This is a genomic window from Planctomycetaceae bacterium, assembly GCA_039680605.1.
Lineage (GTDB): Bacteria > Planctomycetota > Phycisphaerae > SM23-33 > SM23-33 > JAJFUU01.
The window spans coordinates 21,115-37,964 of sequence record JBDKTA010000013.1 but is presented as its reverse complement, the minus strand read 5'-3'; the positions used below and the strand labels follow the sequence as shown (position 1 = coordinate 37,964).

Below are 16,850 nucleotides of genomic sequence, written 5' to 3'. Positions count from 1 at the left end.
GCGCTATGGATATCGCGACAGCCATCGGTCTGCTGGCGGGTTTTGGCGTAATCACCTGGTCGATCGTGATGGGCGGGTCGGTCATGCTGTTCGTTCACGTGCCGTCCATGCTGATCACCGTCGGAGGGATGCTCTGCGCCACGTGCATCCACTTCTCGATGGGCCAGGTGCTGAAGATCTTCGGGATCATCAAGAAGACGCTCTTCTATCGCATGCCTGACGAGCAGCAGTTGATCCAGAAGATGGTCAACTACTCGGCCATCAACCGCCGCGACGGCACGCTGGCGCTGCAGCAGCAACTCGCCGGCGCCGGCGACCAGTTCCTGGCGATGGCGCTGCAGATGCTCATCGACGGCCAGAGCGAGGACAACATCGGCAAGCACCTGTCGATGGAGATCCAGTGTCTCCAGGAGCGCCACGGCGACGGCAAGAAGATGCTGGAGTTCATGGGCAACGCCGCGCCGGCTTTCGGGATGGTCGGCACGCTGATCGGCCTGATCCAGATGCTGGCCAACATGTCCTCGCCCGACCAGATCGGGGCGGGGATGGCCGTGGCGCTGATTACGACGTTCTACGGGGCGTTCCTGGCCAACCTGGTCTTCATTCCGCTGGCGGGCAAGCTGGGGATCCGCTCCAAGCAGGAAATGATGCTGCGGGAGATGATCGTCCAGGGAACGCTGAACATCTGCCGCGGCGAAAATCCTACGACCGTACGCGAAAACATGCAGGCGTTTATCTCCGCTAAACATCGCGAGGAGCTCAAACCGACGATCTGATGGCCACGCGAAACCAACAAAATGACGCCCCGGCCGGACCGGGGATCTGGGTCGTCAGTTTCAGCGACTGCATGACCAACCTCATGACGTTCTTCGTCCTGCTGGTCTCGTTCGCCTCCTTCGACAAGAAAGCCATGAGCCGCCTGGGAACGGTTTTCGAGACCGTCTCGCAGCAGTCGCTCTTCAACGTGCATAGGCCTCCCGGGGGGTCCGTGCTGCCTCCGTCGCCCAGCAACGACGTGACCGAGAAAGGCAGCGAGGCCCCCACGGATTTCCCTGCTGAACTGACCGTCTCGCCCATGGAAAGTCCCGACGCCGACCTCCAGGCGTCCCGGCACGAACTCTCCCTGCCGATCGATAAGCTCTTCTGGGGCAATGGCGCCGCCCTGCAGCAGCAGGGTCGGCGCGCGCTGTCGGTCGTGGCGCCATACCTGGCGAAGATTCCCCGCGTGGTCGTCGTTGAGGTCGGCAGCGAGGCGCAGATCGATCGCGCCGTCGCCGTCGTGCAGTTCTTCACCGAAACCCATCACCTGCCGCCGCAGCAGTTCTGCATTTCCGCCCCGGCCCGGGCGGGCTCGACAACGGCTGGCGACTACATCAGGCTGATCGTCCTGGCCAAGGAGGTCTGCCCGTGAAGCGCCCCGCCGAAGAGCAATCCGGCGTGCCGATCTGGATCCTGTCCTTTGGCGACATGATCACCAATCTGCTGGCGTGCTTCGTCATGCTGCTGGCGTTCGCCACGTCGGTCAACGACGCCTCCTTCAAGGCCGGCCAGGGATCGTTCAAACGCTCCATCTCCCAGTGCGGCCTGCCGAGCTGGCTGTTCGGACGTGAAGACCCGGTTCTGGACAGCCGCGAGGTGCGCTACCCGACCACGCAGGCCGAGAAGACCGGTCGCGTCATCGACGCCGAAGAAGACGAGATCCGCCGCGAGTTCGAGAAGCTCACCCGGCAGATCGACACGCAGGCCTCCGCCGGGTACGAACAAATCCTCGGGCGCACCGCCACCTGCGTGACCTTTGCCGATGGCGCCGCCGGATTGACCGACGAGGCACTCGCCCATCTGAAAGAACTGGCCGACACATACAGGCAGAACCTCACGCGGCGAAACGTGCAGGTGGTGGTGACGGGTCTGGCGCCGGACGGTCCGGCCGATCAAGCCCATGCTCTTTCGGCGCGGCGTGCCAACGCCGCCGCCGAGATGCTCCGGCGCACCCTGGCGCGCGAAGTGGCGTCACTGGAATGGGAGATCTCCGCCTGGGGCGCCGGACGGGGCGAGGCCTGGGCCAAAGCTGCCTGTGCCGACGTCAAACAGACGTTCATTATTATCACGCTGGTGACCGGGCGCACGTGAGGGTGCGGGGCGCCCGGCGAGAGAAATACGCAAGAGGTGTGACGATGGCCGAAGATGAAACAATGTCCCCACAGGTTGTGCCGGTGGTGGACAAGAAGAACCTGATCGTGCTGGCGGTGATGGTGCTGGTGACCATGGTCGCCGCGGCAGCGGGCGGGCACTTTGTCAGCCGCATGATGCACTCCACCGCCGCGACACAACCGGCGCAGCCGCCTGAGCCCAAAGACCAGTCCGACGCGGCGGCGCAGCCGCAGACGGTGTTCATTAACTTCGAGCCCATCATCGTCAACGCCAACGAGCCCCGCCTGCAGCGGTACATCCGCGCCTCGATCACGCTGGTCATCCGCCGCGAACACGAAGTCCAGGTCAACGAAATCCTCGCCAAGCGGAAAGATGAAGTCAAGAACTGGATGATCACCTACCTGTCGGGCTGCAGTCTGGAGGAAGTGCGCGGGCCGCGAAACCTCAACCGCGTGCGTCGCGAGATCCACGACTCGCTCAACGAGATGCTCTGGCCCAACCAGAAGCCCCTGATCGAAAACGTGCTGCTCAAGGAGTTCCAGGTGCAATGAACTCCGCCGCCCGGACCATGCAGGAACACGTGGCGCACGTGCTGCTCAGCGCCGCCGCGGAGTCGCCCTCGCCGGCATTTATGCACGACGAGCAGGCCCCGCCCTACGACTGGGACGCCCCGAGCCTCTTTGGCCCCGATCAGATCCAGCAGCTTGATAATCTCGCCGGCGAGATGGCCCGCTCCGCCCGCCGCGCCCTGTCGGCGCTGCTCGAAAGCGACACGCCACTGGAGTGCTGCCGCCTGGAGCAGATCTACGAGCGCCAGCTCGCCGCCGGCGCGGCTGCGGGTTACTGCATGTCCATCCTGGACGCGCAGGAAAAGCCGCTGGGGCTGCTCGAGATGGATACTGCCCAGGCCCGTCAGTGCGTCGCGAGGCTGCTGGGCGGCTCCGAAGGCGATTCGGGCGTCGACGCGGCGATGTCGGCCGTCGAGCAGGATCTGCTGCTGGATGTCTTCTCGACGCTGGTCAACGCGTTTTCAGCGGCCTGGGTTCAGGGCGGCGGCAAGGCGTTTCAGCGAAGCGCCGCGGTGACGCACGAAACCCACGCCTGGTCCGCCGACGGGCAGGGTGAATACTGCCGCCTCGTCTTTCGCCTGGGCGCCGAGGGGCCGGACAACGTGATGCTGACGCTGCCAGCCGCGGCGATGTCAAGCGTATGCTCCAACGCCGGCGCGCCGGTACAGTCGGTGGAGGAGGCGCGGCGGCACATGCGGGCGTATGTTGAAGTCTCGCCGGTGGCGGTGGAGGTGAAACTGGGCACGGCCGCCGTTGCGGTGCGCGACCTGGTGGACCTCCAGGCCGGCGACGTGCTGGTGCTTTCGACGACCGTCGCCGAACCGGTGATGCTGGTGCAGCAGGGCAAGGCGCTGCTGAGCGGCACGGCGGTCACGTGCGATGGACACTATGGGTTCCGTGTCACCAACAGGCTGCCGGGCCTGAAGTCGACCAAAGATTCCCCCGGCGCATGAGGCAGAATATGGCCAGCGAAACATCCACGCAGACCGCAACCGAAGCAGCCCCCGTCGAGACCGCCGTCGCGGTACAGGAGGCGCAGCTTCCGGAGACCGCCGAAGCGGCCGTCTCCGCCCCGGCAGGACAGATCGAGATCCTGCTCGACGCCCTGATGACCGTCACGGCGATGGTCGGCCAAGCCGAACTGCCCGTGCGCGACCTGCTGCAACTGGGACCCGGTTCGGTGCTCAAGCTCGACCGCCGCAAGGGCCAACCAATCGACCTGTACCTTCGCGGCGTCAAGTTCGCCACCGGGCAACTGGTTGTCGTCGGCGAGAACCTCGGCGTGCGGATCAACCAGATCCTCGCCCCGCCCAAGGCAGTTTGACCTCGTGAAAGGCACTCGGGTGCCGTGGCGCGCAGGGCCGCAGGCCCGGAGAGCCACGATCACCGAACCTTTACTGTCTGGTCGTGGCTGTCGGGCTTGGCCTCCCGCCACGGCACCGGTGCCCAGCAAGGTTGATGTAAGATTTCGCGCCTCTGCGCCAGGTTCTTGTGCGCAGCAACGCCATCCACAAGTCATAAATGATTAAACTCAAGAAGGTTAAGGTTTGGCATGGACTGTGCAGCCTTCCGAGTGCATGGATGCGACAGATCTAATACGGATTGGCCGGGCACCCGGGCTGCGCCGACGGCGATGGACTATCCTCGCCGGCGCTATCTCCATTATGGTGATGGCCTCGATGTGTCTAAACGGTCTGGGGGCTCCTGACGCCGCTTCGGTGCCGGTTTCGGAACCCACGAGAGCCTCTTCCCGCCCAGCCAGCCTGCCTGCCCCCGCCGCTCAATCGCCCGCTCTTCCGCTGAAGACTGAAGGCCCCGGCTTGGTCTTCAAGCAGGAGGAGGGCAGTTTGATGTGGCGCATGGTGGCTTCGCTGGTGGCGGTTGGGGTGCTGGCGGCCGCGGCGGTCTGGATGTCTCGGCGCAACATGCTGCAGCGATTGGCCGGGGGGCGAAAGGGGAGCTTGAGCGTGCTGGAGGCCTCCCGGCTGGGGTCCCGGGCCATGATGTACCTGGTCAAGGCGGGCAAGAAGAAATATCTCCTGGCCGCTTCACGGGAGCAGGTGACGTTTCTGGCGGAAGTTACCGAGGCGTACGACGATGAGCAGCAACCGGTATAATCTGTGGCGCAGCGGCGGCCTTGCTGTAAGCATGGCGCTGGTAGCCGCTTTGGCCGCCGTCGCCCGCGGGCAGGACGCGCCGGCGCCCATCACGCCCATATCGACCGCCCCGCCCGCGGCCAGCCAGCCCTCCGCCGCCGTCCCGAGCATGGGCAACGTGATGAGCCTGGTCGAGAAGGCGACCGCTCCCCAGGGCGGAAAGGGCGACTGGTCTGCCCCGGTAAAACTGGCGGTGGTTTTTGCCGGCCTGGCGCTGCTGCCGAGCATGCTGGTGATGATGACGGCGTTCTCGCGAATCGTCATCGTGCTGGCGTTCATCCGCCGCGCCCTGACCACCCAGAGCATTCCCCCGACCATTGCCATCGTCGGCCTGGCGCTGTTTCTGACCCTGTTCACGATGGCCCCGGTGATGGAACGCATGAACGAGAAGGCTATCCAGCCTTACCTGGCCGACAAGATCGACTTCGAGGGCGCCGCGACGGCCGCCAATGCCGAAATCAAGGAGTTCATGCTCCGCCAGACGCGCAAGAGCGACCTGGAACTGTTCGTGACCATGTCCAAGATCGCCCAGCCGCGCACGGTGGCGGACGTTCCGACGTACGTGGCGATTCCGGCGTTTGCCATCAGCGAGTTCCGCACCGCCTTCGAGATGGGGGCGCTGCTGTTCGTGCCGTTTCTGCTGATCGACCTGGTGATCTCGGGCATCCTGCTCTCGGCGGGCATGATGATGCTTCCGCCGGCGATGATCTCGCTGCCGTTCAAGATCGTGCTGTTCGTGCTGGTCGACGGTTGGCGCGTGCTGGCCCAGACGCTGGTGTCGAGTTTTAACTAGACGGATACAGGTGGCACAGCCTTTCCAGGCTGTGCAGCACAGGCTGGAAAGCCTGTGCCACCACTACGAGGCGCTCATGGACGACCAGATGGTGCTTTATATCGGCAAGCGAACGCTCGAGACGGCGCTGCTGGTCTCGACGCCGGTGCTGCTGGTGGCGCTGCTGGTAGGCGTGTTGACGGCGATCTTCCAGGCCGTCACCAGCCTGCGCGACATGACGCTGGGCACGGTGCTCAAGCTGGCGGCGGTGGGTCTGACGCTGCTGGCGGCGGGCGGTTGGATGATGCAGATGGCCACGGCGTTCACGCTGGAGATTTTCCAGCAGGCGCAGGCATTGGGACGGTAATGGACACATGGGTCTTGTTGCTTCCGATCGGTCTGGTGCTGGCGCGGGTCAGCGGCTTCTTTGCCATGTTGCCCGTCTTCGGGCACAGCATGGTGCCGATGATCGTGCGCGTGGGCATCGCCCTGACGGTGGCGATGTTCACGGCCATCATGCACCCCTGCCCGGCCTCGCTGGTGGCCGCCGGGGTACACTGGCTCCAGGCGACGATCTGGATGCTGCAGGAAGCCACCCTGGGTCTGGCGCTGGGGCTGGGGGTGCGGTTGGTCTTCACCGCCGCCCAGCAGGGCGGGTTCATCATCGCCCAGCAGATCGGCTTCACCGACGCCGGCGTCATCGACCCGGTCACCGGCGAAGAGGCCGACCCGATCCCGCAATTGACCGAACTGTTGTTCATCCTGCTGTTCCTGGCCGCCGGAGGGCACTTGCTGCTGATCCGCATGGTCGTCGACAGCTACCAGTGGTTCCCGCCGGCGGCGGCGCCGGACCTGCGGGCGCTGGCTGGCGGCGTCCTCGACGCCGGCGCGACCATGCTGCTGCTGGCGCTGAAAATGGCCGCCCCGGTTCTGGCGGCGTTTCTGATCCTGGCGTCGGTGCTGGCCGTGGTGGCCCGCATCATGCCCGAGATCAACATCCTCTTCGAGAGTTACCCCCTGCGCGTCGGGGCTGGATACATGCTGGCCATCGGCGTGGTGCCCACCCTCGACGCCCTGCTGGGCGAGACCGCCGCCTGGATGCAGCGGGCGGTGGCGGCGTGAGACATGGCCGATAAACCTTCACAAGACAAGACCGAACAGCCGACCGCCGAACGCCTCCGCAAGGCGCGGCAGGAGGGGCGCATTCCTGAAAGCCAGGAACTGCCCTCGGCCTTGATGCTGCTGATGCTGACGCTGGTGCTGGCGGTGGGCGGCGGCTGGCTGTTCGAGCACCTCGCCGGCGAGTTCAGCAAAGGTCTGGCGGTACGCCTGGGCCATCCCATGACACAGGAGGATTTCACGCACCTGCTGCGGGTCAAGGGCATGCAGGCGCTGATCATCGTTTCGCCGTTCGCCCTGGGAGCCCTGGCGGTCTCGATGCTGGGCAGCGTCGTCACCAGCGGCTGGTCGGTCTCGACCAAGGCGCTGAAGTTCGACCTGGAGAAGATTAACCCGTTCAAGGGGTTCGGCAATCTGATCTCGCTCAAGTCGGTGGTGCAGTTGGTGACGTCGATGACGAAGGTCACGGTCGTCGCCATGGTCACCTGGTACTCGATGCGCGACGAGATTCCGCGCCTGTCGGCCCTGACGTGGCAGGACCCGCAGGCGATGATGGCATCGAGCGGGCGGCTGCTGCTGAGCGTGCTGGCGCGGATCACGCTGGCGCTGCTGGTGATCGGCGGGCTGGACGTGCTGTATCAGAAGTGGAACCATCGCCGCCAGTTGAAGATGACTCGCCAGGAAGTCAAGGAAGAGAACAAAGAGCACGAGCAGAGCGGCGAGATCAAGGGGCGCGTCCGCTCGATCCAGTACGCCCTGGCGCGGCGGCGGATGCTGTCTGACGTGGCGGCCGCCGACGTGGTCGTGGCCAACCCCACGCACGTGGCGGTGGCTCTGAAGTACGACTCGACGCAGATGGCCGCCCCGATCGTGGTGGCCAAGGGCGCCGACCTGATGTGCGAGAAAATCAAGGAGATCGCCCGCCTGCACGACGTTCCGGTCGTGACGCGCCCGGAACTGGCCCGCGGGCTCTTCGCCGCCGCCGACATCGGCGAAGCGGTGCCCGATTCGCTCTTTGTCGCCGTGGCGGAAGTGCTGGCGATGATCTACCGCATGCGGGGCGTGGCGGCGCGGCGGCGCCGGGCGGCCGCGGGGGCAGGCCGATGAGCGAGAACAAGGAACTGGCACTGGCGACGGAGCTGGGCGGCGGGCGCGGGCCGATGGCGCGCGTGATGGCCAACAACGACGTGATCCTGGCGGTGGCGCTGGCGACGGTGCTGGCGACGCTGCTGATCCCGCTGCCGACGTTCCTGCTGGATTTGCTGCTGTCGTGCAGCATCGCCGTCTCGATCGCCACGATGGTGATCGTGCTTTCGGCCCGCGAGTCGATCGAGTTCTCGACCTTCCCCTCGCTGCTGCTGTTCGTGACGCTGTTCCGCCTGTCGCTCAACGTGGCCTCGACGCGGCTGATCCTGCTCCAGGGCGACGCGGGCAAGATCATCGAGACCTTCGGCAATTTTGTCGTCGGAGGCAACCTGGTGATCGGGCTGGTGATCTTCCTGATCCTGGTGATCATCCAGTTCGTCGTCATTACCAAGGGCGCCGAGCGCATCAGCGAAGTGGCGGCCCGGTTCAACCTCGACGCCATGCCCGGTAAGCAGATGGCCATCGACGCCGACCTCAACGCCGGGCTCATTGGCGACACCGAGGCCAAGGCCCGCCGCAAGAAGATCGTCTCCGAGAGCGAATTCTACGGGGCCATGGACGGGGCCAGCAAGTTCATCCGCGGCGACGCGGTGGCCGGACTGGTCATCGTCGCGGTCAACCTCGTCGGCGGCATCATCGTCGGCATGACGCGGGGCATGAACGTCTCCGAGGCTATCAAGAGCTACTCGATCCTGGCCATCGGCGACGGCCTGGTCAGCCAGATCCCCGCCCTGATCATCTCGACCTCCTCGGGGTTCCTGATCTCCAAGACCTCCACGCAGAGCAACCTCAGCCAGGACCTGATCCGCCAGATGCTCCGCCGCAGCCGCCCGATCGCCATCGCCGCGGCGCTGCTGGGGGCGATGGTGCTCGTGCCGGGCTTCCCGAAAATTCCCTTCATCGTGCTGGCCGGGGCCGCCGGCCTGCTGGCGGGCATGCTCCACAAGCAGGAAAAGGCCCAGTTGCAGAGCGAGGCCGCCGCCACGGCCACGGGTCCGACGGAGGCCCCGCCGGAAGAATTGCTGGACGTCGACGCGGTGGCGGTGCAGGTGGGCATGCGCCTGGTCAAGCTGGTGGACCCGCGCCGCAAGACGTCGCTGCCCAACCGCGTCGTGCCGCTGCGCAAGAAGTTCGTGCAGCAACTGGGCATCGTCCTGCCCCTGGTGCGCCTGCGCGACAACGTCACCCTCGAACCCAACGACTACGAGATCCAGATCCACGGACACACTGTCGCCCGCGGAACCCTCGAGCTGGAAAAGTTCCTGGCGATGGACCCCGGCACGGTGGCCAGTCCCGTCGCCGGACAGAGCGTCCGCGAGCCGGTCTTCAACCTGCCGGCCCTGTGGATCGACGCGGCGCAGAAGGAGCAGGCCGAACTGGCCGGGTACACCGTGGTGGACCCCGAGAGCATCCTGGTGACGCACCTGTCAGAGGTGCTCAAGCGTCACGCCGGTCAACTGCTCTCGCGCGACGACGTGCAGAAGCTCGTCGACCGCCTCAAGCAGCGCCAGCCTTCGCTGGTGGCCGGCGTGATCGGCGAGATCGTGCCGCTGGGCCTGCTGCAGCGGGTGCTCAAGATGCTGCTCGACGACGGGATCGCCGTTCGTGACCTGGCGCAGATCGTCGAGTCGCTGGGCGACCACGCCAGCCGCGTCAAGGACCCGGTGCTGCTGACCGAGCTGGTCCGCAAGAGCCTGGTGCGCACCATCACTGAAAAGCATGTGGACGGGCGGGGCAAACTGATGGCCGTGGCGCTGGAGCCGGGCCTGGAGTACGACCTTCGGGCGGCGTTGCGGCGCGAGGGCGAGATCGAGCAACTGGCCCTGCCGCCCGAACGCGTCATGGAACTGGTCCGGGCGATCGGCGAGCAATGGAAGACGGCCATGGAGCAGGGTTACGACTCGGCGGTGCTGCTGTGCGACGGGCGGTTGCGCCTTCATTTGGCGCGGCTGGTGGGTGGGCAGGTTCCCGTGCCGGTCGTGGCGTACGACGAGGTGGCCCAGGGCACGGCGATCGAGTCGGTGGGCCTGGTGGCGCTGCAGCGGGTCGAGGGCGAGGGGCCCGTTGTGCAGATGGCGGGAGGGTAACGCATGAAGCAACTGGCACTGGCAGCGGCAGCGATGATGTTCTTCGTGCTGGCCGGCATCGGCTGGGCGGCGGCGGTGCCTATGTGGACTTGTTCGATCCGCTGCCTCAGCGGTGCGGCGATCGTCTACGTGCTGATGCGCCTGGCGGGCGATGTGGCGGTGCGGATGCTGGCCGAGGCGGCGACCCGAAGGACCGGCGCCGGCCACTCAGGGAATAACAGTGCAGATCGAACCTGAACAACTCGATCCGGCGCCGGTGCGGGGCGTGCAGGAAAAAGCCGCCCAGGCGTATCGTGCGCACGTGAGCCAGTCGCAGGAGGAGAAGCTCATCCTGGACAACCTGCCCCTGGTGCAGCACATCGTCCGAAAGTTCGCCACTTACGCCCGCAAGGCGATGGACCGCGACGACCTGATCTCCGCCGGCACGCTGGGCCTGGTCAAGGCCGCCCGCACGTTCAATCCCGATAAGCACGCCGAGTTCCGCACGTACGCGTACATCCTCATCCGCGGCGCCATCATCGACGAGATGCGCCGCAACTCCTTCGTGCCCTCGCCGGTGGCCCAGCAACTCCGCGCCGTCGAAGCGGCGTATAACCGCCTGACCGGCCAGACCGGGCGCCCGCCCGACGATGAGGAACTCGCCGCCGCCATGGGCGTCACCACCGAGCAGCTTTACCACACACTGACCGAGGCGCGGCAGCAGCATTTCCTCTCCCTGCACGGGCTGTCTGACGAACAGCCGCTGCTGGCGCCGCTGATGCCGGCCGACCGCTCCCCAACGCCCCAGGCCCAGGCGGCCCACAGGGAAATGGTCGAGCGATTGGCCGAGGCGGTCAAGCAGTTGTCGCAGCGCGACCGGCACATCCTGGTGCTGTACTACGACCAGGAACTGACGATGAAGGAGATCGCCCTGGTGCTCAACGTGACCGAGTCGCGCGTGAGCCAGTTGCACGCCAGCGCCATCTTCAAACTCTCGATGAAGCTCAGGAGGAATCCATGAGCAGCGAGTCGGTTCATCCTACCGGGCCCCACGCGGGGCAGTCTTCGTCGGTCGACCCTCGCACCGCCTCCCGCGGGCGCCGGTTCGTCCAGCGGGGAAAGAAACCCAAAGACTCAGACGTTCCGGCCGACGACGCCCCGCACGACGCGCTGCTGCCGCCGCCGGACGACGAACACCAGGTCGACATACTGGCCTAGGAGATTGCCGATGTCACACGTTGCCCGAGTGCTCAAGCGAGACACCTTCCAGGAGGCCTCGCCCTGCCCCGTCCAGCAAAACGCCGCTCCGCCCGGCGGCGCCGCGGCAGGACACCCCGTCCAGGCGAGGATCATCGAACACGGCGAGCGTATGGCCGTGGTCGAAGTGCTCTGCCAGTGCGGCCACAAGATCATCCTTCATTGCCTCACCAGTCCGGCGGCAAGAAATACCACGGAGAACTGATTATGACACGCGCAAGCACACTGCTGATTCTGATCGCGGCGACAATGACCTGGGGCTGCGGCAGCATGAACTTCGCCCCGCTGCAGCCGCCGCGCCGCGAGGCGCTGGCGCCGGCGGCGCCCACGCCTACCCCAGAGACCCAGTCGGACTACATGGCCAAGGCCGCCCGCACCGACGCGGCCGCCGGAGACGAGTCGGCCGTCGAGACCGCCCTGGCCTGGGCCAAGAAATACGCCGACGCCCAGATGCGCGTCGCCAATCTCGAACAGGAAAACCGCTCCCTGTCCGACCGCAACCACACCCTCACGGCCCAACTCGACACCGCCAAGACCCAACTGGCGGCTACCCAGCGAGAACTGGCTGAAGCCAACACCATGATGAAGGATCTCGAGGCGCGCTTGGCCAAGTGGCAGGAGAGCGTCCTGGGCTATCGCCAGGAGATGCGCGAGGCCCAGAAAGCCCAGATGGACGCCCTGGTCAAGGTCATCCGCCTGCTGGGCGGCGAAGCGCCGGTGGTCTCCCCGGCCGCAAAGCCCCTCGCCCGGGAGGCCCGGCCATGAGAGGCGCCATGGCGATTGCCTGCGCCGCGATGTTGGCCGCCGGCGGGTGCAGCCCCAAGCTGATCGAGCCGTCGGCCACTCCCACGTATCTGCGATCGGCCGCCTCGCTGCACAGCATCCACCGCGTGGCGATGATCTCGCTCGACGGCGGCGACGCCACCCCCGCCCTGGCGCTGCAGATGACTGAGTCGCTGGACAAAGCCCTCGCCGGGCGACGCCTGTTCCAGGTGGCTGTCGTCGCGGCGGATGATCCGTCGATTGCCGCCATGAAGCTGAACTGGCGCCAGCCGATCCCGCTGGAGCAGATGAAGGCGGTGCGGCAGGCGCTGCGATGTGATGCGGTCCTGATGGGGGCTTTGACCAACTGCCGCCCGTATCCGCACATGCAGATGGGGCTCAACCTGCGCCTGATCGATCTGCGCAGCGGCATGCTGGTCTGGGGCCTGGACAACATCTGGGACAGTCACAACGTGAGCACCTCTAAGCGGATGGAACGCTACTACCGGCGGCGCACGGCGGGGGCGGCCGAACCGCTCGACTGGCGCGTCATGCTGGTCAGCCCCTCGGCGTTCGGGGAGTACGTAGCTGACGACGTGGCCTCGACGTTGCCCAGCCGCGGCGGCGGGGGTTAAAAAAGTCCCAAGAAAGGCCCGATTAATCTTAAAGTAATCGCCGTTGTGAGCGAAAATGGGATTAGTAAGCGGTAAATGGAGTGACCATGCGGATTGACGGAACATCCTCGCTGGACGGCGGCAGCCTGCTGCCTCCCAAGCGGACGGCCGAGCAAGGCTCATCGCCTGCGGCCCCGGCTGTGGCGCGCGAACCCCAGGCGTCGGCGCCCGCTGAGTCTGTACCTATGGAATATATTTCCAAGGCATCCCGGCAGCCGGCTGAAGATCTTCAGAAGATCGCTCGTGCCAAACAGCTTCTGGCCTCGGGCGAGTTGGACACTCCTGAAGCAATCCTGCGCGTGGCCGAGTCCCTGGCCAGCCACGGAATCTAACGGCGGTCGATCCTTCACGTCCGACTATCTCCGCGAATCTTTTCTACTGCGACGCCCGGACTGCCTCTGCTGATTGGATTAAGCCGCAGAGGTCGCTGAGGACGCTGAGGATGTCAGTAGATACAACAACATCTTCCCTCTGCGACCTCAGCGACCTCAGCGGCTAATTTGAGCCCTGGACCCAATAGTTCCACGCGACAATCCGAAATTTCAAAAAAGCCCCTCAAGTTCTCAGAGGTCGCTTCGATAAGTCAGCATGTACCGCCGCCGTGTCGTGCAGAAGTGGGCGAGCGGTTGTGTGTCGCGCTGTGGCTTGAGTGCGCAATCGAAACCATGGGCTTCAGGACCGTGTGGTCCGCGGCCGGGAAAACTACGCGAAGGAGACTCTGAATGCTGGCAATCAAGAACAACATGATGGCGGACAATGCCGCGCGACACCTGGGCACGAGCTACAACTCGCTGTCCAAGTCGGTGGAACGGCTGTCCTCGGGCATGCGCATCAATGGCGCCAAAGATGACGCCGCCGGTCTGGCGGTTCGCGAGATGGTCCGTGCGGACATCGCCCAGATTCGCCAGGCGTCCCGCAACGCCCAGGACGCGGTCTCCATGCTGCAGACGGCAGAAGGCGCCATGGGCGTCATGGACGACATCCTCGTCCGCATGAAGGAACTGGCCGAGCAGGCCGCCACCGGATCGTACAGCATCCAGCAGCGCACGATCATGAACGAGGAATACAACCAACTGGCGGCGGAAATCACCCGCATCGCCACCTCGACGACGTTCAACGGCGTCAGCCTCCTCGACGGCACGACCGCCTCGACGAGCTTCCACCTCGGGTCCGCGTCGCTGTCGTTCACCACGACCAATGTCCAGGCCACCGCCATTGCCGCCGGCAACAGCATCCTGAGCTCGTCGGCCACCGCCCAGATCATCGACCACGGCACCAAGTACGTCGCCTCGGCCGCCGATGAATACATCGCCGCGGGCGACCTGTTGGCCGCGGGCGACATCAACATCAAGTTCAACTACGCCGGCAAGGGCGATATCGTCGTCGACCTGACGGCCTACGATGCCACCGGCATCAGCCTCAACAGCCTGGTGCAGGAAATCAACGCGACGGCCGCCCTTGACGTCGACTACACCAGCCCGGTGGCCTTTGCCGCCTATGACAGCGACTACGGCGCTTATCGCCTGCAGTTCAAGGGCTTTGAGGCCGGCGCTGCCAAGGAATTCGTCTTCACCCAGGACGCCACCACCGTTGCCGGCTTCGATGTCATCGGCGACTTCAATGAGACGCAGGCCGCCGCCGCAGCAGGCGCCAACGACCTGACGACCACCAGCGGCGCCGCCGACGCGCTGGATACCATCACCGACGCCATCGAGACCAAGGATACCTACCGCGCCAAGCTGGGCTACTACATGAACCGCCTCGAAGCCGCCGTGAGCATCCTGGACATTCAGGCTGAGAATCTCGCGGCCGCCGAAAGCCGTATCAGCGACGTGGACGTGGCGACGGAAATGGCCGCCATGACCCGCAACCAGGTGCTGTCACAGGCCGGTATCTCCATGTTGGCCCAGGCCAACTCCATGCCGCAGATGGCCCTGAAGCTGCTGGGCTGAGCGGCGTAAAGACTGAGTAAGGCGGCCCGGTGTAGTTTGAATCCGCGCCCATGATCTCCGACCCTCCGGTCCGCCATAACGAAGAGGGTAACCCGCAGGGCCTTTATGACCCTGCGGGTTCCTTTTTTTCAAAATCCTCCCTTATGCATTCGCCCCTGCCTTCGACAATGAGGGTGTATCGAAGCCCTCTTGAGCAAGGACCGGCGAAATGGCCACGGGAATGTCAGGCGTTTTCTCAACGATCGACACCGACACCCTCGTCAGCGCCGCGATGGCCGTCGCCCAGAAACCCCTTGTCCGACTCACCACTGAAAAAAGCACTGTCCAGGCACAGCAGAAAGCCCTTACCGACATCGAGTCGCGGCTGACCGACTTGCGGACATTGGCGGCATCGTTTTCAAACCCCTCGACGCTGGCCGGCGTCACCGCCACCTCCTCCGACACCAAGATCGCCACCGTCTCGGCCACCTCGGGCGTCACCGGCGGCAGTTTCCAGGTCACGATCGACCGCCTGGCCTCGGCTGACCGGCTCGCCCAGACCGCCGGGTCCGCCGGCGCGACCGCCCTCGTCGGCGCCGGGGCGTTCTCTTACACCTACGACGGCGTCACCCGCACCCGCATCACCACCGGCGAGACCACCCTGGAAGGCCTGCGGGATCTGATCAACAACGACGCCTCCAACCCCGGCGTCACCGCCAGCATCCTCAATGTCAGCGGCACGTACCACCTGGTGCTGGCCGGCAAGGACAACGGCGCTTCGCATGCCATCACCGTCAACGACGAGGCCACCACCATCGCCGGGTTCGATGCCGCCGATTTCACCCGCACCCAGGCCGCCCAGAGCGCGCGGCTGAGGATCGACGGCTTTCCCGCCGAGACCTGGATCGAACGCGACAACAACACCCTCTCCGACGTTATTCCCGGCGTGACGCTGAGCCTGGTCAAGGCCGGCGACATGACCGTGACCCTGTCGCGCAGGACCGACCAACTCTCGCAGAACCTGGGCAACCTCAAAGAGATCTACAACGGGCTGGTCACCACGCTGAACAAGTACGCCGGATACGACAGCGAAACGAAGATGGCCGGAATCCTCCAAGGCGACATCGGCGTGCGAGACATCGTCCGCAACGTCCGGGCTGTGCTGACCGGCGCGGCCCCGGGGTTCTCCACCGACGCCGACACGTTCGCGCTGGCGTCGCAACTGGGACTGACGTTCGACCGCTACGGCGTGTTGAGCCTCGACCAGACGACCCTGGATAACGCCGTTGCTGCGGACTACTCAGCCGTGCTCAAACTCCTCGGGGCCGTCAGCAGTGGCAACTCCAGCAACGCCGCCATCCAGTTCACCAGCTCGTCGAGTTCGACGACAGCGGGGGCCTACCAGGTCCAGGTGCATTTCAGCGACACCGGGGTGGTCGATTCTGCCGTCATCCGCACCAGCGGCGAAACCGCCTGGCGGAACCTGACCATCAACGGCAGCGTGCTCAGCGGGGCCGCCGGCACGCCCGAGGCCGGTCTGGAATTGAGCGCCATCTGGAACGGCGCCGGGGCCGGCACGCAGTCGGCCGACTTGAACATCCAGAAGGGCCTGGGCGGGGCGATAGACAACCTGCTCGACGGCATGCTCGACCCTGTCGACGGGACGATCACGGCGGACAAGAACCGTTTCGAGACGCGAATAACCGATCTGCAGAAGCAGATCGTTCGTCAGAGCGACCGGCTGGACAAGAAGGAAGCCCAGCTCAAGGCCAAGTACGCCCGCATGGAAGCGATGCTGGCCCAACTGGACTCGCAGCGGGCCGCCTTCTCGGCCCTGACAACCTCACAGGAAGCCAACAACAAAGACGATTAGCAGGTGACGTATGACTCGATTGGCCGCATATACCGAAAACAAGATCGCCACCCAGAGCGGCGGCAAGATCGTCGTGATGCTCTACGAAGGCGCCATCCGCTTTCTCAAGCAGTCCGTCTCGCAGATCGAGGCCCAGGACTGGAAGGGCAAGAACGACTCGATCCAGAAGGCCCAGGCGATCATCGATGAACTGCGCGCGGCCCTGAACAAGGACGCCGGCGGCGAGGTGGCGCAAAACCTCTGGAAGCTCTACGACTTCATGTACCGCCGCCTCATCGAGGCCAACATCCGCAAAGACATCTCGCGCATCAACGAGGTGATCGCCCTCCTGGAAGACCTGCTCGATGGCTGGCGCGAAATCGCCGAATGAACCG

General features: G+C 65.2%; 22 protein-coding genes. All 22 read left to right on the top strand.

What is annotated here, in order from left to right; all coding sequences use genetic code 11:
* Nucleotides 1-5 precede the first annotated feature (5 nt).
* Entirely contained in the window at nt 6-776 is a 771-nt protein-coding gene (locus ABFD92_04290; protein MEN6503736.1) for a MotA/TolQ/ExbB proton channel family protein, read from the top strand.
* The gene (locus tag ABFD92_04285) at nt 776-1,411 is read left to right on the top strand and encodes a flagellar motor protein MotB (protein ID MEN6503735.1); all 636 of its coding nucleotides are present in this window, start codon (nt 776-778) and stop codon (nt 1,409-1,411) included. Before ABFD92_04290 ends, ABFD92_04285 begins: the two co-directional genes overlap by 1 nt.
* The gene (locus ABFD92_04280) at nt 1,408-2,130 is read left to right on the top strand and encodes a flagellar motor protein MotB (protein ID MEN6503734.1); all 723 of its coding nucleotides are present in this window, start codon (nt 1,408-1,410) and stop codon (nt 2,128-2,130) included. Before ABFD92_04285 ends, ABFD92_04280 begins: the two co-directional genes overlap by 4 nt.
* A gap of 62 nt (nt 2,131-2,192) precedes the next feature.
* Entirely contained in the window at nt 2,193-2,702 is a 510-nt protein-coding gene (locus tag ABFD92_04275; GenBank protein ID MEN6503733.1) for a flagellar basal body-associated FliL family protein, read from the top strand.
* Nucleotides 2,699-3,673: a FliM/FliN family flagellar motor switch protein gene (locus ABFD92_04270; protein MEN6503732.1), complete on the top strand. Its 975-nt coding sequence runs from the start codon at nt 2,699-2,701 to the stop codon at nt 3,671-3,673. Before ABFD92_04275 ends, ABFD92_04270 begins: the two co-directional genes overlap by 4 nt.
* A gap of 8 nt (nt 3,674-3,681) precedes the next feature.
* Nucleotides 3,682-4,044 (top strand): FliM/FliN family flagellar motor switch protein, encoded by a 363-nt coding sequence (locus ABFD92_04265; GenBank protein ID MEN6503731.1) that lies wholly within the window; start codon nt 3,682-3,684, stop codon nt 4,042-4,044.
* A gap of 526 nt (nt 4,045-4,570) precedes the next feature.
* The gene (locus ABFD92_04260) at nt 4,571-4,837 is read left to right on the top strand and encodes a flagellar biosynthetic protein FliO (GenBank protein ID MEN6503730.1); all 267 of its coding nucleotides are present in this window, start codon (nt 4,571-4,573) and stop codon (nt 4,835-4,837) included.
* Nucleotides 4,818-5,669: a flagellar type III secretion system pore protein FliP gene (fliP, locus tag ABFD92_04255; protein ID MEN6503729.1), complete on the top strand. Its 852-nt coding sequence runs from the start codon at nt 4,818-4,820 to the stop codon at nt 5,667-5,669. Before ABFD92_04260 ends, fliP begins: the two co-directional genes overlap by 20 nt.
* A gap of 76 nt (nt 5,670-5,745) precedes the next feature.
* Nucleotides 5,746-6,015, top strand: coding sequence for a flagellar biosynthetic protein FliQ (locus ABFD92_04250; GenBank protein ID MEN6503728.1), 270 nt, complete (start codon nt 5,746-5,748; stop codon nt 6,013-6,015).
* Complete coding sequence (locus ABFD92_04245) at nt 6,015-6,770, top strand: flagellar biosynthetic protein FliR (GenBank protein ID MEN6503727.1); 756 nt, start codon at nt 6,015-6,017, stop codon at nt 6,768-6,770. The genes ABFD92_04250 and ABFD92_04245 overlap by 1 nt, the downstream gene beginning before the upstream one ends.
* Before the next feature lie 3 nt (nt 6,771-6,773).
* Nucleotides 6,774-7,874, top strand: coding sequence for a flagellar biosynthesis protein FlhB (gene flhB, locus ABFD92_04240; GenBank protein MEN6503726.1), 1,101 nt, complete (start codon nt 6,774-6,776; stop codon nt 7,872-7,874).
* Complete coding sequence (flhA, locus tag ABFD92_04235) at nt 7,871-10,000, top strand: flagellar biosynthesis protein FlhA (GenBank protein ID MEN6503725.1); 2,130 nt, start codon at nt 7,871-7,873, stop codon at nt 9,998-10,000. The genes flhB and flhA overlap by 4 nt, the downstream gene beginning before the upstream one ends.
* Nucleotides 10,001-10,003: 3 nt before the next feature.
* Nucleotides 10,004-10,237, top strand: a complete 234-nt coding sequence (locus ABFD92_04230; GenBank protein MEN6503724.1) for a hypothetical protein — start codon at nt 10,004-10,006, stop codon at nt 10,235-10,237.
* Nucleotides 10,221-11,000 (top strand): FliA/WhiG family RNA polymerase sigma factor, encoded by a 780-nt coding sequence (locus ABFD92_04225; protein MEN6503723.1) that lies wholly within the window; start codon nt 10,221-10,223, stop codon nt 10,998-11,000. The genes ABFD92_04230 and ABFD92_04225 overlap by 17 nt, the downstream gene beginning before the upstream one ends.
* Nucleotides 10,997-11,197, top strand: coding sequence for a hypothetical protein (locus ABFD92_04220; protein MEN6503722.1), 201 nt, complete (start codon nt 10,997-10,999; stop codon nt 11,195-11,197). The genes ABFD92_04225 and ABFD92_04220 overlap by 4 nt, the downstream gene beginning before the upstream one ends.
* A 10-nt stretch (nt 11,198-11,207) precedes the next feature.
* Nucleotides 11,208-11,441, top strand: coding sequence for a hypothetical protein (locus ABFD92_04215; protein ID MEN6503721.1), 234 nt, complete (start codon nt 11,208-11,210; stop codon nt 11,439-11,441).
* Between the two features lie 2 nt (nt 11,442-11,443).
* A complete protein-coding gene (locus ABFD92_04210) occupies nt 11,444-12,001 on the top strand; it encodes a hypothetical protein (GenBank protein MEN6503720.1) in 558 nt (185 codons plus the stop codon).
* Nucleotides 12,002-12,009: 8 nt separating this feature from the next.
* Complete coding sequence (locus ABFD92_04205) at nt 12,010-12,633, top strand: hypothetical protein (GenBank protein MEN6503719.1); 624 nt, start codon at nt 12,010-12,012, stop codon at nt 12,631-12,633.
* An 86-nt stretch (nt 12,634-12,719) separates the two neighbouring features.
* Nucleotides 12,720-13,004, top strand: coding sequence for a hypothetical protein (locus tag ABFD92_04200; protein ID MEN6503718.1), 285 nt, complete (start codon nt 12,720-12,722; stop codon nt 13,002-13,004).
* A gap of 390 nt (nt 13,005-13,394) precedes the next feature.
* Nucleotides 13,395-14,624, top strand: a complete 1,230-nt coding sequence (locus ABFD92_04195) for a flagellin (protein MEN6503717.1) — start codon at nt 13,395-13,397, stop codon at nt 14,622-14,624.
* Nucleotides 14,625-14,832: 208 nt separating this feature from the next.
* The gene (fliD, locus tag ABFD92_04190; GenBank protein ID MEN6503716.1) at nt 14,833-16,476 is read left to right on the top strand and encodes a flagellar filament capping protein FliD; all 1,644 of its coding nucleotides are present in this window, start codon (nt 14,833-14,835) and stop codon (nt 16,474-16,476) included.
* Nucleotides 16,477-16,486: 10 nt separating this feature from the next.
* Entirely contained in the window at nt 16,487-16,846 is a 360-nt protein-coding gene (gene fliS / locus ABFD92_04185) for a flagellar export chaperone FliS (GenBank protein MEN6503715.1), read from the top strand.
* The last annotated feature ends 4 nt before the right edge of the window (nt 16,847-16,850 follow it).

Bases quoted from the DNA above. Each gene is read 5' to 3' on its own strand.
- ABFD92_04260 (MEN6503730.1), top strand. From the start codon at position 4,571: ATGTGGCGCATGGTGGCTTCGCTGGTGGCGGTTGGGGTGCTGGCGGCC.
- ABFD92_04275 (MEN6503733.1), top strand. From the start codon at position 2,193: ATGTCCCCACAGGTTGTGCCGGTGGTGGACAAGAAGAACCTGATCGTG.
- fliD (MEN6503716.1), top strand. From the start codon at position 14,833: ATGGCCACGGGAATGTCAGGCGTTTTCTCAACGATCGACACCGACACC.
- ABFD92_04230 (MEN6503724.1), top strand. From the start codon at position 10,004: ATGAAGCAACTGGCACTGGCAGCGGCAGCGATGATGTTCTTCGTGCTG.
- ABFD92_04245 (MEN6503727.1), top strand. From the start codon at position 6,015: ATGGACACATGGGTCTTGTTGCTTCCGATCGGTCTGGTGCTGGCGCGG.
- flhA (MEN6503725.1), top strand. From the start codon at position 7,871: ATGAGCGAGAACAAGGAACTGGCACTGGCGACGGAGCTGGGCGGCGGG.
- fliS (MEN6503715.1), top strand. From the start codon at position 16,487: ATGACTCGATTGGCCGCATATACCGAAAACAAGATCGCCACCCAGAGC.
- fliP (MEN6503729.1), top strand. From the start codon at position 4,818: ATGAGCAGCAACCGGTATAATCTGTGGCGCAGCGGCGGCCTTGCTGTA.
- ABFD92_04205 (MEN6503719.1), top strand. From the start codon at position 12,010: ATGGCGATTGCCTGCGCCGCGATGTTGGCCGCCGGCGGGTGCAGCCCC.
- ABFD92_04220 (MEN6503722.1), top strand. From the start codon at position 10,997: ATGAGCAGCGAGTCGGTTCATCCTACCGGGCCCCACGCGGGGCAGTCT.
- ABFD92_04270 (MEN6503732.1), top strand. From the start codon at position 2,699: ATGAACTCCGCCGCCCGGACCATGCAGGAACACGTGGCGCACGTGCTG.
- ABFD92_04195 (MEN6503717.1), top strand. From the start codon at position 13,395: ATGCTGGCAATCAAGAACAACATGATGGCGGACAATGCCGCGCGACAC.
- ABFD92_04250 (MEN6503728.1), top strand. From the start codon at position 5,746: ATGGACGACCAGATGGTGCTTTATATCGGCAAGCGAACGCTCGAGACG.
- ABFD92_04210 (MEN6503720.1), top strand. From the start codon at position 11,444: ATGACACGCGCAAGCACACTGCTGATTCTGATCGCGGCGACAATGACC.
- ABFD92_04215 (MEN6503721.1), top strand. From the start codon at position 11,208: ATGTCACACGTTGCCCGAGTGCTCAAGCGAGACACCTTCCAGGAGGCC.
- ABFD92_04290 (MEN6503736.1), top strand. From the start codon at position 6: ATGGATATCGCGACAGCCATCGGTCTGCTGGCGGGTTTTGGCGTAATC.
- flhB (MEN6503726.1), top strand. From the start codon at position 6,774: ATGGCCGATAAACCTTCACAAGACAAGACCGAACAGCCGACCGCCGAA.
- ABFD92_04285 (MEN6503735.1), top strand. From the start codon at position 776: ATGGCCACGCGAAACCAACAAAATGACGCCCCGGCCGGACCGGGGATC.
- ABFD92_04200 (MEN6503718.1), top strand. From the start codon at position 12,720: ATGCGGATTGACGGAACATCCTCGCTGGACGGCGGCAGCCTGCTGCCT.
- ABFD92_04265 (MEN6503731.1), top strand. From the start codon at position 3,682: ATGGCCAGCGAAACATCCACGCAGACCGCAACCGAAGCAGCCCCCGTC.